Annotated in this window: 10 protein-coding genes; 8 read left to right on the top strand and 2 right to left on the bottom strand. The window is 31.9% G+C overall.

Features of this window, described 5'->3' with window-relative positions; genetic code table 11:
- Positions 1–143: 143 nt before the first annotated feature.
- From ERL59_RS07060 to ERL59_RS07045, 4 genes are all read left to right on the top strand, one after another.
- Positions 144–1,400, top strand: coding sequence for a dicarboxylate/amino acid:cation symporter (locus tag ERL59_RS07060; protein ID WP_160645495.1), 1,257 nt, complete (start codon positions 144–146; stop codon positions 1,398–1,400).
- 151 nt (positions 1,401–1,551) lie between these two features.
- A complete protein-coding gene (gene aspA, locus ERL59_RS07055) occupies positions 1,552–3,018 on the top strand; it encodes an aspartate ammonia-lyase (RefSeq protein WP_160645494.1) in 1,467 nt (488 codons plus the stop codon).
- Between the two features lie 228 nt (positions 3,019–3,246).
- Positions 3,247–4,443 carry a GNAT family N-acetyltransferase gene (locus ERL59_RS07050; RefSeq protein WP_160645493.1) on the top strand — a complete coding sequence of 399 codons (1,197 nt, stop codon included), beginning with the start codon at positions 3,247–3,249 and terminating at the stop codon, positions 4,441–4,443.
- A 42-nt stretch (positions 4,444–4,485) separates the two neighbouring features.
- A complete protein-coding gene (locus ERL59_RS07045; RefSeq protein WP_160645492.1) occupies positions 4,486–6,180 on the top strand; it encodes a M3 family oligoendopeptidase in 1,695 nt (564 codons plus the stop codon).
- Between the two features lie 76 nt (positions 6,181–6,256).
- On the opposite strand, the gene ERL59_RS07040 is transcribed toward ERL59_RS07045, so the two are convergent.
- Positions 6,257–7,987 carry an aromatic amino acid hydroxylase gene (locus tag ERL59_RS07040; protein WP_160645491.1) on the bottom strand — a complete coding sequence of 577 codons (1,731 nt, stop codon included), beginning with the start codon at positions 7,985–7,987 and terminating at the stop codon, positions 6,257–6,259.
- Between the two features lie 338 nt (positions 7,988–8,325).
- On the opposite strand from ERL59_RS07040, the gene ERL59_RS07035 reads away from it, so the two are divergent.
- From ERL59_RS07035 to ERL59_RS07025, 3 genes are all read left to right on the top strand, one after another.
- The gene (locus ERL59_RS07035; RefSeq protein WP_160645490.1) at positions 8,326–9,699 is read left to right on the top strand and encodes an MATE family efflux transporter; all 1,374 of its coding nucleotides are present in this window, start codon (positions 8,326–8,328) and stop codon (positions 9,697–9,699) included.
- Between the two features lie 696 nt (positions 9,700–10,395).
- A complete protein-coding gene (locus tag ERL59_RS07030; protein ID WP_160645489.1) occupies positions 10,396–10,908 on the top strand; it encodes a sigma-70 family RNA polymerase sigma factor in 513 nt (170 codons plus the stop codon).
- Positions 10,909–10,912: 4 nt separating this feature from the next.
- Positions 10,913–11,845 (top strand): hypothetical protein, encoded by a 933-nt coding sequence (locus tag ERL59_RS07025; protein WP_160645488.1) that lies wholly within the window; start codon positions 10,913–10,915, stop codon positions 11,843–11,845.
- A 148-nt stretch (positions 11,846–11,993) separates the two neighbouring features.
- Here the strand turns inward: ERL59_RS07025 and ERL59_RS07020 are convergent, their stop codons facing one another.
- A complete protein-coding gene (locus ERL59_RS07020; RefSeq protein WP_160645487.1) occupies positions 11,994–12,500 on the bottom strand; it encodes a ferritin in 507 nt (168 codons plus the stop codon).
- Positions 12,501–12,870: 370 nt separating this feature from the next.
- Between ERL59_RS07020 and ERL59_RS07015 the strand changes: the two genes are divergently transcribed.
- Positions 12,871–14,544 (top strand): thiamine pyrophosphate-dependent enzyme, encoded by a 1,674-nt coding sequence (locus ERL59_RS07015; protein ID WP_160645486.1) that lies wholly within the window; start codon positions 12,871–12,873, stop codon positions 14,542–14,544.
- Positions 14,545–14,604 lie beyond the last annotated feature (60 nt).

Below are 14,604 nucleotides of genomic sequence, written 5' to 3'. Positions count from 1 at the left end.
CACTAAATCATATTTTTTCATTGACAATGAATAATTTATTATATTAAACTAAACTAGCATTGTGCGTGATACTGTGGTAACTCACTAAGTATTTTAGCAAAGCTAGCTTAAAACAAGCATTATAATATTAAAGAGGTGAATGTATGTCATTAACAAAAAAAATATTAATCGGTATGGGTCTAGGTATTATAGTTGGTTTATTATTTAATTTTGCTATACCTCAGTGGTTTGATGTAGCAGAAACATATGTTTTAAATCCACTAGGAAAAGTTTTTATCGGATTAATTAAATTATTAGTAGTTCCAATTGTTGTTATTTCCATTATTTTAGGTACCGCTGGAATAAGTGATCCTAAAAAATTAGGTCGAATTGGTATAAAAACTGTAATTTTCTTTTTAATTACTACTTCCATTGCTTTAATGATTGCATTATCTGTAGGTAATATTATTGAACCTGGATATGTAGATGGATTAAATTTTGATAGTGATTCTACAGTAGAGCGAAAAGAAGCACCACCAGTTATGGAAACACTATTAAATATTATCCCTACGAATGCATTCCAAGCTATGGTTGAAGGCAATATGTTACAAATTATCTTTTTCTCCATCTTATTCGGATTTGCATTAACTCAATTGCAAGGAAAAGTAGATGGTGTTAAAATGTTTATTGAGGAAATTAATAAAATCTTAATGTTCCTAGTTGATGTTGTGATGAAGCTTGCTCCGATCGGTGCATTTGCATTAATTGCAATTGCAATTGGTGGTCAAGGAATAGATGCAATAAAAGCTATGTTTTTTTATTTTGGTGCTGTTCTACTCGCACTATTTATACATTTAGGTTTAACATACGGTTCAGTCATTTACTTTTTAGGTAAGATGAATCCGTTTACATTCATTAAGAATTTTTTCCCTGCGATTGCAGTTGCTTTTAGTACATCAAGTAGTTCAGCTACATTACCTGTATCCATGGATACAGCACAGAAGAATTTGAAAATTCCAAAAAGTATTAGTGGTTTTGTTCAACCGTTAGGTGCAACCATTAACATGGATGGAACAGCAATTATGCAAGGGGTTGCTACTGTATTTATTGCTCAATTATATGGTGTTGACTTATCCATAGCTGATTTGGCAACAATAGTATTAACAGCTACCTTAGCTAGTATTGGTACTGCAGGTGTTCCAGGTGTAGGTATTATCATGTTAACGATGGTATTAACTTCAGTTGGTTTGAGTCTAGATGCAATTGCGCTTGTACTTGGAGTAGATAGATTGCTTGATATGACAAGAACAGCAGTAAATATCACAGGTGATGCTGCTTGTGCACAATACATTTCGAAATCAGAAGAAAAGTATGACCAACGTGCCTCTGCAACAGCTAAAACAGCTACAAAAACAGTTTAAAATAATAATAGCCGACCGTAGTACGGTTGGCTATTCTATAGTAAAATAAACTAACTATTTTTTTAGAATTGCAAAAAAGCTCCAGTTGGGGCTTTTGTTATTGACCCACTTATGATCATATTAGGAAACCATTTAAAGGGGAATTAGAAAAATGTCAACAAAACAAACTCGTACTGAAAAAGATTTTCTTGGTACAAAAGAAGTACCTGTAGATGCTTACTATGGAATTCAAACTTTACGTGCAGTGGAGAATTTTCCGATCACTGGATACCCAATGGATGTAGAATTAATTCGTTCAATTGCTATTGTAAAAAAGGCAGCAGCAATGACAAATATGAATATTAAACGTTTACAACCTCAGCATGCTAATGCTATAGTGCAAGCAGCAGATGAAGTGCATGAAGGTAAGTTCGATGATCAATTCATCGTTGATTCTATTCAGGGCGGCGCAGGGACATCTTTTAACATGAATGTAAATGAAGTGATTGCTAATCGTGCAATAGAACTTCTTGGGGGAACTAAAGGAGATTATACTGTTTTGAGTCCAAACAGTCATGTGAATATGGCTCAATCAACAAATGATGTTTTGCCTACAGCCATTCGTATTTCAGTACTAACATTAATGGATAAGCTTTTATCAACGATGGAAAATTTACAAAAAGGTTTTGTTGCAAAAGCAGAGCAATTTGATCATGTTATAAAAATGGGTCGAACACATTTACAAGACGGCGTTCCGATCAGACTAGGACAAGAATTTTCAGCTTATGCACGTGTTTTAAAAAGAGATATTGAACGTGTCACACGCACTCGATCATATATGTATGATGTAAATATGGGCGCTACTGCTGTCGGAACAGGTTTAAATGCAGATCCTTGTTATATTTCCGAAGTAGTAGAAAGATTAGAAGAGTACACTGGATTTCCATTAAAAAATGCAGAAGATTTGGTTGATGCTACTCAAAATACAGATGTATTAACTCAAGTATCTGCATCGTTAAAAGTTTGTATGATTAATATGTCTAAAATAGCCAATGATTTGCGACTATTAGCCTCTGGACCAATTACAGGGATTAATGAAATTTCTTTACCACCACGTCAGCCCGGCTCATCTATTATGCCTGGTAAGGTAAATCCAGTGATGTGTGAAGTTGTGAATCAAGTAGCATTCCAAGTCATCGGAAACGATCATACGATTAATCTGGCTTCACAAGCAGGACAATTGGAGTTAAATGTAATGCAACCTGTACTCGTATTTAATCTGTTACAGTCATTACGAATTATGAATCAAGCTTTTACAGTATTTAAGGAATATTGTCTTGATGGTATAGAAGCAAATGAAGATATTTGTAGAGAAAATGTTGAGAAAAGCGTCGGAGTTATTACAGCGCTGAATCCTCATTTAGGTTATGAAATTGTTTCAAGGATTGCTAGACAAGCCATAGAGGGTGATCGTTCTGTTCGTGAATTATGTTTACTCCATGACGTGTTAACTGAAGATGAACTTAATGTTATTCTTGACCCTTATGAAATGACTAATCCAGGAATATCAGGAGCACATTTACTGGAAGATGAGTATCAAATGAAAATGTCAAATAACAAACAAGGTGTAAAAAAATAAATTGACAGATAATTCTAGAAACAATATATATTTATGCTCAATTATTTTAAACAAAGCTGCAGGTTAAAATTATAAACCTGTGGTTTTTTTGTGGACTAAGGCTAATTTAATTCTAAGTTATTCTTTCTATTTATATAAAACAATTTATCATTTAAGATTTTAATTAAATCTTCATTCTTTGGCTTTTTATTTTATGAAATATTAGGTAATATGAGAGGAGTAAGGAATATGACAAAAGTAGATCAGTTAAGAGGTGAAGAATTGATCAGACTGATATTAGATAAAGATTACCCACAAGTCTTTGCATTACATGAATATGCATTTCAACATCAATTAACTGAAGAAAAGAAGAAATTAAAACAAACACGAAAAATGATTGGTTATTTTAATGAAGATAAACTGATGGCTAAACTTGAAATGATTGATTTTAAAATATTCATTGATGACAAAGAATGGAATATGGGAGGCATTGCTGGAGTAGCTACATGGCCTGAACATAGACGTGGTAATAAAGTTAAGGAATTATTACTCACCTCATTACAAATGCTGAGAGATCAAAAAATCTCAATATCATTTTTACATCCATTTCAAATTGGATTTTATAGAAAGTATGGATGGGAGTTATTTAGCGATGAGTTGCAAATCAATATCCCTGTAAATGAATTAAAATTTATGAATCATTTAAAGGGACAGGGACAAGTAAAGAGAGTAGAAGTAACTAAAAACTTATTCATTTTAAATGAAGTTTATGAAAATTTTGCAAAAAAGTACAACGGTATGCTAGCAAGAAGTCAGGAGTGGTGGGAAGATTCAGTTTTACCTGATCAACACTGCGCTAGTTATTTTAATGATGATGCTCAGATGTTGGGTTACATTTTGTATGAGATAGAAAATGGAAAATTGATCGTTCAAGAATTCATTTCACTTAGTGCGGAAGCAAAAATAGGGTTATGGAATTTTATATGTCAACATGATTCTATGATTTCAGAAGTAGAACTTACATGTTCAAATCTTGAAAACATATTATTTATGCTTCCTAATCCAACGGTAAAATCGATACTGCACCCGTATTTTATGGCTAGAATTGTAGATATTGAATCATTTTTAAATGACTATCAATTTAATGAGTGTGATGAGTCGGTGATCATTCATTTAACAGATGATTTTGCTTTATGGAATCAAGGAACCATTTTCATAAAAAAAGGGAAAGCTACTTTCTATCCTGTTAAAGAAGGAAGCAATTGTACACATCCTCCTAAAAAAGGACTTCATATTAATATTGGTGTTTTCACAGCACTGCTCTTTGGGTATAAAACTGCACTTGAGTTAAAAGAATTAGGTTTAATTCATGGAATTGATGAAGAGTTGAACATATTGCAATCTGTGATCACAAAGAATAAAACATTTTTCTATGATTACTTTTAATAAAATTATAGTTATATTAAGCTAAAGGAAGGAAGAGATATAATGAAATTTTCTGAATACAAGTATATACGCCCAAATATGGAAGAAATTAATACACAATTTGATAAAGCACTAAAGCAATTTTCAAATGCAACATCATGGCAAGAACAGAATGCAACTATGAAGGACTTATACAATATTCATAATGATTTTTATTCCATGTTTGAATTAGGCAGTATTCGTCATTCTATAAATACAAAAGATGAGTTTTACAAAACAGAGCAGGATTATTTAGATGAGGTGGAACCTTTATTTAAAGAGTTGTTTACAAAGTTTTATAAAGCGTTGATTGAGTCTAAATATCGAGAAGAACTAGAAAAGAAATGGGGAAATCATTTATTCGACTTAGCTGAAGTAGAAATCAAAACCATGTCCTCTGATATTGTGAAATATTTACAAAAAGAAAATAAATATACAACAAAGTATTCTGAGCTTATTGCTTCTGCTGAAATTCCTTTTGATGAAAAAAAATACACTTTAGCTCAATTGTTTCCTTTCACCATATCTGATGATCGAGAAATAAGGAAAAGAGCAAATAAAGCAAAATACAAGTTTTTCTCAGAAAACGAAGAAAAGTTAGATCAACTTTATGATGATCTTGTGAAGATACGAACAACAATTGCGAAAACACTAGGATTCAAAAATTTTGTAGAGTTAGGTTATGCTCGTTTAAAACGCACAGATTATGATTCTAATGAAGTTGCTGCTTTTAGAGATCAGGTACATCAATATATAGTTCCTATCGCTACACAATTGAAAAGACGTCAGCAAAATAGATTAGAATTGCAGCAGTTAAAATATTATGATGAAAATTATGAATTCAAATCTGGTAATGCTACACCAAAAGGAAATCCTGATTGGATTGTGGATAATGGTCAAACGATGTATGAACAATTATCTAAGGAAACAGATGAATTTTACCGTTTTATGAAAGATCGAGATCTCATGGATTTGTTAGCAAAAGATGGGAAAATGGCGGGTGGTTACTGTACGTATGTACCTAATTACAAATCTCCTTATATTTTTGCAAATTTTAACGGTACTTCCGGTGATATTGATGTATTAACACACGAAGCAGGTCATGCATTTCAAGTGTATAACAGTCGTCATTTTGAAAACCCTGAATATGTATGGCCCACCTACGAAGCTTGTGAAATACACTCTATGAGCATGGAGTTTTTTACTTGGCCTTGGATGGAGTTATTTTTCAAAGAAGATACGGATAAATATAAGTTTTCTCATCTGAGCTCTGCTTTGTTGTTTATACCGTACGGTGTAGCAGTAGATGAGTTTCAACATTTCGTTTATGAGAATCCAGAAGCAACACCAAAAGAGCGAAAAGAAATGTGGAGAGAAATTGAAAAGAAGTATTTACCTCATCGTGATTATGATGAAAATCATTATCTAGAACAAGGTGGGTTTTGGCAGCAGCAGGGTCATATTTATGAGGACCCATTTTATTATATTGATTATACGTTGGCACAGGTCTGTGCATTTCAATTTTGGAAAAAGATGCACGAAGATAGAAGTCGTGCTTGGGATGATTATATTCATCTTTGTAAGTTAGGTGGTAGTTTGCCTTTTTTAAAACTAGTTAAAGAAGCAAAGTTACGCTCACCATTTGAGGAAGGAACGATACAATCCGTGGTACATGAAATTGAGTTATGGTTAAATCATGTTGATGATAAATCTTTTTAAATACCAAGACTATAAAAACACACTCGACCTTTCTAGGGTGAGTGTGTTTTTGATATTTAATAGTTTGTTTTATAAATTAAACCAGTTTTAAACCATTGACAATAAGATCCTTTAATGTTACATCACGCTCTTTTAAATCTATTAAATCCTGACGAAGCTGTTGTTGCTCTTGTTGATGTATGTCATGTTCAGATAATATTTCTAACACTTCTAATCGTAATAACCAATCGTTAGGATAGGAATGATTCAGATCAGCCACAACTTCTAATAGCGTTTCTCCTATTATCATGATGTCGTATTTAGATTCTCTTAAGTCACGTACTTTTTTATATAGTTTTTCTAATGGATTTAAAGCGATTGGTTGCTTTTCTTCTATTACCTCTTCTTCTATTGTAAAGTACGCTTCTGGATCAGCTGCACCTGCATACACAGATTTAATACTTGCTCCTACAGCCATATCATACATTCCCCATTCAGGTTTGAATAAGATTACATCATCATTTGTTACTGTAGTATTCTTAAGACGAATGAGAATTATGGTATTATTTTTTCTAATTATTTCATGAACTAAGCCTGTTACTAATAAACCGCTTTCAAATTCAAGATTACACTGTTCTCCAACAACAATACCAGATTGCTCTAATTCAATATTCGAAAGGTTTTCTATAGGTTTCTTCACACCTTTTAAAAGTCCAATTGGTGAGCCAAATCCATCAGCATGAACATCTTTACCGTGGTTCTCGAGTACTTGATTATCATAAGATAATGTAGTTGCACTAGATGTTTGGAGGTAGACAGCTTCCTGGTTCTGATCTTTGATGATTTTAGAAAAGGTTCCAGTGACTTGTAGACCAGACTTATATTCAGCCGTTGCTGTTGCACCAGATCGAATTGCTTTTTCTAAGCTTTCTGTCCCACCAACGGTAAATGCCATACGTTTTGCATATTCTTTAACAGCACTGATTAATTGATTGAAATCTTTACATACAAATAATTGTGGTTGTTTTGTTGTAATATCAAAGCTTGTAGATATGACCTTCTCTAATTCAAATGGTATTTTTTTGACTTCATCTGATAAACAACTGCTGCTTTCTCCTACTGACGATAATAAACCAGCACCGTAAATTTTTGGGTTTGATACATCTCCAATTAATCCGTATTCTACAGTCCACCAGTATAATCTAGAAATTTCTTCTGCTTCAGATAAATGTTTAACAGCTTGTTGTTTTTCTTCTAGTACTCTTTCAGCTTCAGTTATTTCTTCTTTAGTAGAGCTACCTTTTTCTAACAGATTAGATAATGTACGAACAGCTTCAAATACTTCATGTTCTTCTTTAGTAGCAATCGCTTTACGACCAATCTGACCAAATAACTTTACGTATTCTGCATATTTCTCATCACAAAGAATAGGTGCATGTCCTGCTGCTTCATGTATGATATCTGGTGCAGGGGTATATTCTATATTTTCTAATTTTCGAATATCAGTTCCAATTGGAAGTAAACCGTGGGCTTGAAAATCAAAAAAGATCACCCCAGGAATGTAACCATCTATAGCTACAGCCCCCCAGTTAAACGGATTCAAACTAGTATGCATTTCCTCAACTCTTGGAATGCTCTCGATATCCATACCTGAAGCCGTCACACCATTTGTATATGCTTCGTGAGCAACATCTTTAAAAAAATTAACATTTTGTCTCATAACATATCGCCAAACTGCGTGATTAATAGGTGAATATTCCTCATATTGTTGATCAATAACATACTCTCTTAAATGAGCGGGAATATCACTTTTTTTTAATAATTCCATTATAAATCCTCCCTAACAAGTAATCATACTCCAACTAGGAATAATTGGTGAGAAAAAAATACTATTCTCAAACGATTTTTAGCCTTTGTTATTATATCATACTTTATTATTCATTGTATGTACTTATACTTGTTTTAAATACTCTTAGTAAGTTACAAGATTAATATTGTAGTCAGCTTAAGATAACAAAAATAATCGTTGACAGAAAGGGAAGGAAAGCTTAGAACTAGTTCACTTGCATCTTGCAATAATTCACATTCACTTTGTTTAAATAACCTCTTTTATGATATAATTCTAGCTATTATTTTTAACTTTATTGATGGAACGAGGAATACAAAATGATTCAAACAAAGACTAAAAAAGCTAAGCTTTTACAGTTTAATGCCATATTATTACCTATACTCATTAGTCAACTTGGTTTATTTTCTATGAATTTTTTTGATACGGTAATGTCTGGGCAAGTGAGTCCTGCTGATTTAGCGGGAGTTGCTATTGGGTCTAGTATATGGGTTCCGATATTTACTGGACTCTCTGGAATTTTAATGGCTTTGACACCAATAGTTTCACAATATGTTGGTGCGAAAGAAAATTATAAAATCTCAAAAGCTGTAATCCAATCCATTTATTTATCACTAATGATTACGATTGTAATTATTATATTTGGTTTATTATTTTTGCAACTTATTTTACAATCGATGAATTTAGAATCTGATGTGAGAAATATTGCTTTCCATTATTTAAAAGCACTTTCTTTAGGTTTAATTCCTTTGTTTGTATACAATGTACTTAGATATTTCATAGATGGATTAGGAGAAACTCGAACGACAATGATGATTACATTGCTGTCATTGCCAATCAATTTATTTTTTAACTATGTATTGATTTTTGGTAAATTAGGTTTCCCTAAATTAGGTGGCGTTGGAGCTGGGTATGCTTCAGCCATTACTTATTGGTGTATTTTGTTTATAGCTATTTATGTGATTAAGAAATTTCAGCCTTTTTCAAATTACAATTTGTTTAGTCGTATACAGAAGGTTTCATTTGAAGCTTGGGGTAGGTTGTTGAAAATCGGAATACCCATTGGTTTTTCCATCTTTTTTGAAACGAGTATTTTTGCAGCAGTCACATTATTGATGAGCGAATTTGATACAAATACGATCGCTGCACATCAGTCAGCATTAAATTTTGCTTCATTTTTATATATGATTCCATTAAGTATTTCTATGGCACTTACAATATCCGTGGGGTTTGAAGTTGGAGCAAAACGTTATAGAGATGCTATGCATTATAGTTATATAGGTATAAGTCAAGCCATACTTATTTCCTTATTAAGTGCAGTAGGATTGTTTATTTTTATTGATCAAGTTGCTAGGATTTACACAAACGATTCTACCGTGCTGTTGTTAACAAAACAATTCTTATTTTTCGCAATTTTTTTCCAACTATCTGATGCAATTGCCGCACCTATTCAAGGAGCTTTACGAGGATATAAAGATGTTAATTCTACTTTTATATTAGCATTTGTATCATTTTGGGTCATTGGACTTCCACTAGGGTACTGTTTAGCGAACTTTACTAATTTCGGTGCATTTGGATATTGGATAGGTTTAATATCTGGATTAGCAGTTGGAGCTGTATGTTTAATACTACGATTGACTTATATTCAAAGAAAAAAATTTGTGTCTATAAACAAAGGAGAACCGTCAACTTAATAACTTAAAATGAAGTTTTTTTCTAATATGAAACACAGAATTGGTGAAAATCAAATTCATAATTTGGTTGTTTACTAATTCTGTGTTTATTTATAATTAATTATTGGTGAAGACTATCTGATCTTTTTTGGATGGTTATTTTTCTATAAGCATGGATAAATTGATTGAAATTAGAACATGATATCTGTAACAAGGTTGAAAAAAATACCTATGCTTAAATAAGGTTAGAAGAATACTTGAACTTAGATATTTGTTATCTATCCTGCTATTACAAACGTTTCATTAATTTTAAATTATATTAATAGCAAATCAATATTCTCAACATCAAATCAAACATCCACATATCATGCAATATTGATGCACACTGCTGGACATTGAATACAAGATTTATCATGAATTGTAAAATGCAGTGATTCCGTTGATTCCAACATTAAAAAAGAAGGATATGAATATATAACTCTTTTTAGAAGTGTGGGCAAAGGAAACTTCCTCTACTTTAAAATAGTATCTTTTCTTACTTCTCCTAAATCAAATTTTTTAAGATAGTAAATTTTTGTTTCATTAATATTAAGTGGTTAAACAAGCGTGGAAATAATTACAAACACGATTTAATAAAAAATTTGAGACTAAATGAATTCGATATCAGTCTAATAAGTAATATTGAAATTTCAATAACAAAGCAAAGGAGTGGAAACATTGGCTATTGGTTTCAGCAAAAACAAATTGCTTAGAGAGAGGGAAAATAGTTTTCTGTCTTTGATAAATGAAAACCAAGAAAAACTATATAGAATTGCATATAGCTATGTAAAAAATAAAGATGATGCTTTAGATATAGTTCAAGAGACAGTATATAAAGCTTATCTTTCATATCATAAAGTAAAAAAAATTCAATATGAAAACACATGGTTAACTAAAATTCTGATTAATACATCTATTGATTTTATAAAGAAGAATAAAAAGGTAGTAACAACAGATATTAAATTGATTGAAAATACAAGTCATTTTAACAATGACAATCTTCAGCAAAAGGTAGAAATAAAAGAAGCGATTGACAAACTGAATGAAAAGCAGAAAACAGTCATCATTTTAAGATTTTATGAGGATATGAAGCTAGAGGAAATTGCAAAAATACTAGAATCACCCGTAAGTACTATAAAGTCTATACTTTATAGAGCATTAAATGAAATGAATATTAATTTAAAGGAGTAATGATATGGATAAAAATAATTTGTATGGATTAGAAAAAGAATACAAAGACATCCAAATTCCTTCAGAACTTAATCATGTCGTACAAACAGGTATTGAAAGGGGTAGAACTAAAATGAATAAAAGAAGTAGTAATAAATTTCTAAATATATGTGCTAGCTTAATTCTAGGTTTAACATTATTAACGGCAAGTGTTAATATATCACCTACTTTTGGCCATTCGCTAGAAAATATACCTTATATGGGCAAATTAGTAAAGGTCCTTCAATTTAATAATGGTACATCTGAAGGTGGAACAGTAACAGATGGGACCGATATAAGTGGAATAGATTCTTTTGAAAAAGAAGGATATGAAAATATTGTGATAAATTTCTCACAATATGATATGTTGCAGAATGATGTAGGAGCATTTAAAGTAAAATATGATGAAAATCCATATACCATGACCTTTGAGATAAATGGCGCTAGATATATTTCAGCTGAAAAGGACTTCAATAAGATACTAGAAAATAAGTATGTGAAGGATATTTATACAATTGTCACTGCTGATGATTCTGCTATTAGATTTGTAATTGAGTTTGACCGACCTGTGAAATATAAGATAGAAGAAAGGAAAGACCCTGCTAGCTTAGTAATATCATTAAAAGAAGACGAAAAGTATGAGGAAAAGAAAATATATTCATTAAGAACTGAGTCTTATGTTTATGGAATTTTCCTAACCCATTTTGAAGAAAAGTTAGCTGCGTTTAACATAGAAACAAGACAGTTAAAGGATGAAGATGGTCTGTTATTTTTAGAAATTCAATCTTTTGAAACTTTAGAAGAAGCAGAAGAGAAATTAGAAGAGTTAAGCAAATCAACAGATATAGAAATGTTAATTGAAGAAAGAATGGGAATAAAAGAACCACAAAGTTATCCATCAGGTTATCCATCAGAATAATACCACATTATATTTTCATCCATCCTCAAAAAAAATACAAAGAGGATTAATAAACTAAATTCTATACGATATGGAGATATGATTAATTAAAACTCATGAATTATAATCTAATTCATGAGTTTTTGATTTTTAAATCATAAATTTTTTCTTAATTATCTTGAGGTGTAAAGGAACGTTCGGCAAACTCATTATCCAACATAAACATCCCGTTAGTATCGTTTTCAACTAATTTTAACTTTTGAATAATCGTATTAAACATTTCTTCTTCCTCAACCTGTTCCTCAATAAACCATTTTAAAAAGTGAATGGTTGCATGTTCACGCTCGTCAAGAGCTATGTCTGATAATAGATAAATACGTTTTGTTACTTCTTTTTCATGTTCAAGCGCTTTTACATAAGCGTCCATAATGGATGCAAAATCATTATTTGGATTTTCAAAACCATTAATGGTTGCACGCTCACCTAAAGCATTAATAAAATGATAAAACTTCATTGCATGAAAACGCTCTTCCTCTGCCTGTACTAAAAAAAAATTAGCAAAACCATCTAGGCTTTCTGATGAACAATAAGCAGCCATTGACATGTAAACATGCGCAGAATAAAATTCATAATTCATTTGGGAAATTAATCCTTGAAGCAATTTATCACTGATCATAAGCATAACTCTCCTTAAACGGTGCTTCTTTTTTATTGGAAATCCACATTTCTTATATAGTATGACCAACTAGCAAATATTTAACTTTATTCATATTTTCTCGCTTACTCAGTCTCCATCTTTATTCCGTTTGACTTTGAGTAAATCAATTTTGAAATCTTTTCAAACTATATGTATCCATGATTTCAATCGTTTATCCTGATCTCAGTTTATTTGACGGAAATGGGGTAAAACCAAAAAAATTTTTTGTTTTTTTATTGCTTTATTATGGAAACATACTATAATCATAAGTGGATTAATTACATAATATTGTAAACCATTTTTGAATATTTTTAAAGGAATTTTAAATTAGTAATAGGAGGAAGTATAAATGGGAGAAATGATGACAGGAGCAGAGGCAGTTGTACAATGTATAAAAAACGAAGATGTTAATCATGTTTTTTGTGTTCCAGGGGAGAGTTATTTAGATATCATGGATGTTATTTATGGTACACCTGAAATAGAACTGATTTCTGCTAGGCATGAAGGCGGAGCTTCATTTATGGCCGAAGCGTATGCAAAAGCATCAGGTAATGTTTCTGTAGCTATGGCAACAAGAGGGGTTGGCGCAGCAAATTTAGCTATAGGAGTGCATACAGCTTATCAGGACTCTACCCCGATGGTCGTTTTTTTAGGACAGGTAGATCGGAAATTTAGAGGGCGAGAAGGGTTTCAGGAAGTTGAACTAGATCGTTTTTTTGATCCGATTAGTAAGTGGTCTATTGAAATACGTGACGTTGAAAGAATTCCTGAATTAGTCCAACGTGCCTTTAGAATTGCAAAATCAGGCAGACCAGGTCCCGTTGTAGTATCTCTTCCAGCAGATATCTTATCAGAGAAAGCAACTATGAAATTCATCGATTCTACAAAACTGTCAAGACATACACCAAGTGATATAGATTTGACTCGCTGTATTCAAATGATTGAAGAATCTAAAAAACCATTTATCTTAGCAGGAGGGGGAATAAAACTATCTAATGGAGAAAAAGAACTATTAGAGTTTGCAGATCTTTTACAAATTCCTGTGATTAGTTCATTTAGAAGACATGATATTTTTCCTAACTCAAACCGTTTATATGTAGGTCATTTAGGGCTGGGTACATTTCATCATATCATAGAGACTGTAAAGGAATCAGATCTGATTATCGCAATAGGTACACGTTTTTCAGAAGTAACAACTCAAAGTTATACTTTAATCGAATCACATCATAAACTTATTCATTGTGATATTGAACCTTCTACGATTGGAAAAGTGTACCCACCAGATCTATCTTTAATGGGTGATGCAAAAGCAACGCTTTCCTCTTTAAATCAAAAAATGAAGAGTGAAAGACAAATATCAATAGGATGGAAAAAGTGGGGAGAAGAACGCAGAAAAAGTTATGAAAATCACTCATCTTTAAATTCTTTAGATCAAACCTCAAAAGGGATAGAAATGAAAGGAATCATTAAAACGCTTCAAGAAAACCTCCCTAAAGATGCAATTCTCACAAATGATGCAGGTAATTTTTCTGGTTGGTTACATAGTTATTTTCAGTTTTCTGAACCAAACACTTATATAGGACCAACCTCTGGTGCTATGGGTTATGGTTTACCTGCTGCAATCGGAGTTAAATTAGCTTGCCCTGAAAAAGTTGTAGTATCACTCTCAGGTGATGGAGGATTTATGATGACTTTGCAGGAACTCGAAACAGCTGTTCGTTATGAAACGCCAATTATTTCACTCGTTTTCAACAACAATATGCATGGAACCATTCGAATGCATCAAGAAAAACATTTCCCTGGACGTGTAATTGGTACTGAATTAGGAAACCCTGATTTTGTGAAATTGGCTGAATCTATGGGGGTGTTTGGTCAAAAGATTGAACATAACCATGAATTTGAAAACGCTTTAAAACAAGCTTTGGATAGCCAAGTTCCTTCTCTTATTGAGGTCACTTGTGATCCAGAGAAAATTTCTGTAAAGTATACGATTGAACAACTTAGGTCATTAAAAAATACTTAGATATTGTCAATCAAATTTATTAATGATATATTTTTATTTTCAATAAGTTGATATTAGTAT

Origin of the sequence: Chengkuizengella marina, assembly GCF_009910845.1 — a bacterium.
Classification (GTDB): domain Bacteria; phylum Bacillota; class Bacilli; order Paenibacillales; family KCTC-33759; genus Chengkuizengella; species Chengkuizengella marina.
The sequence above is the reverse complement of the archived record's forward strand: the minus strand, read 5'-3'. Positions and strand labels throughout refer to the sequence as shown.

Bases quoted from the DNA above. Each gene is read 5' to 3' on its own strand.
- ERL59_RS07060 (WP_160645495.1), top strand. From the start codon at position 144: ATGTCATTAACAAAAAAAATATTAATCGGTATGGGTCTAGGTATTATA.
- ERL59_RS07020 (WP_160645487.1), bottom strand. From the start codon at position 12,500: ATGATCAGTGATAAATTGCTTCAAGGATTAATTTCCCAAATGAATTAT.
- ERL59_RS07025 (WP_160645488.1), top strand. From the start codon at position 10,913: ATGGATAAAAATAATTTGTATGGATTAGAAAAAGAATACAAAGACATC.
- aspA (WP_160645494.1), top strand. From the start codon at position 1,552: ATGTCAACAAAACAAACTCGTACTGAAAAAGATTTTCTTGGTACAAAA.
- ERL59_RS07015 (WP_160645486.1), top strand. From the start codon at position 12,871: ATGGGAGAAATGATGACAGGAGCAGAGGCAGTTGTACAATGTATAAAA.
- ERL59_RS07040 (WP_160645491.1), bottom strand. From the start codon at position 7,987: ATGGAATTATTAAAAAAAAGTGATATTCCCGCTCATTTAAGAGAGTAT.
- ERL59_RS07035 (WP_160645490.1), top strand. From the start codon at position 8,326: ATGATTCAAACAAAGACTAAAAAAGCTAAGCTTTTACAGTTTAATGCC.
- ERL59_RS07045 (WP_160645492.1), top strand. From the start codon at position 4,486: ATGAAATTTTCTGAATACAAGTATATACGCCCAAATATGGAAGAAATT.
- ERL59_RS07050 (WP_160645493.1), top strand. From the start codon at position 3,247: ATGACAAAAGTAGATCAGTTAAGAGGTGAAGAATTGATCAGACTGATA.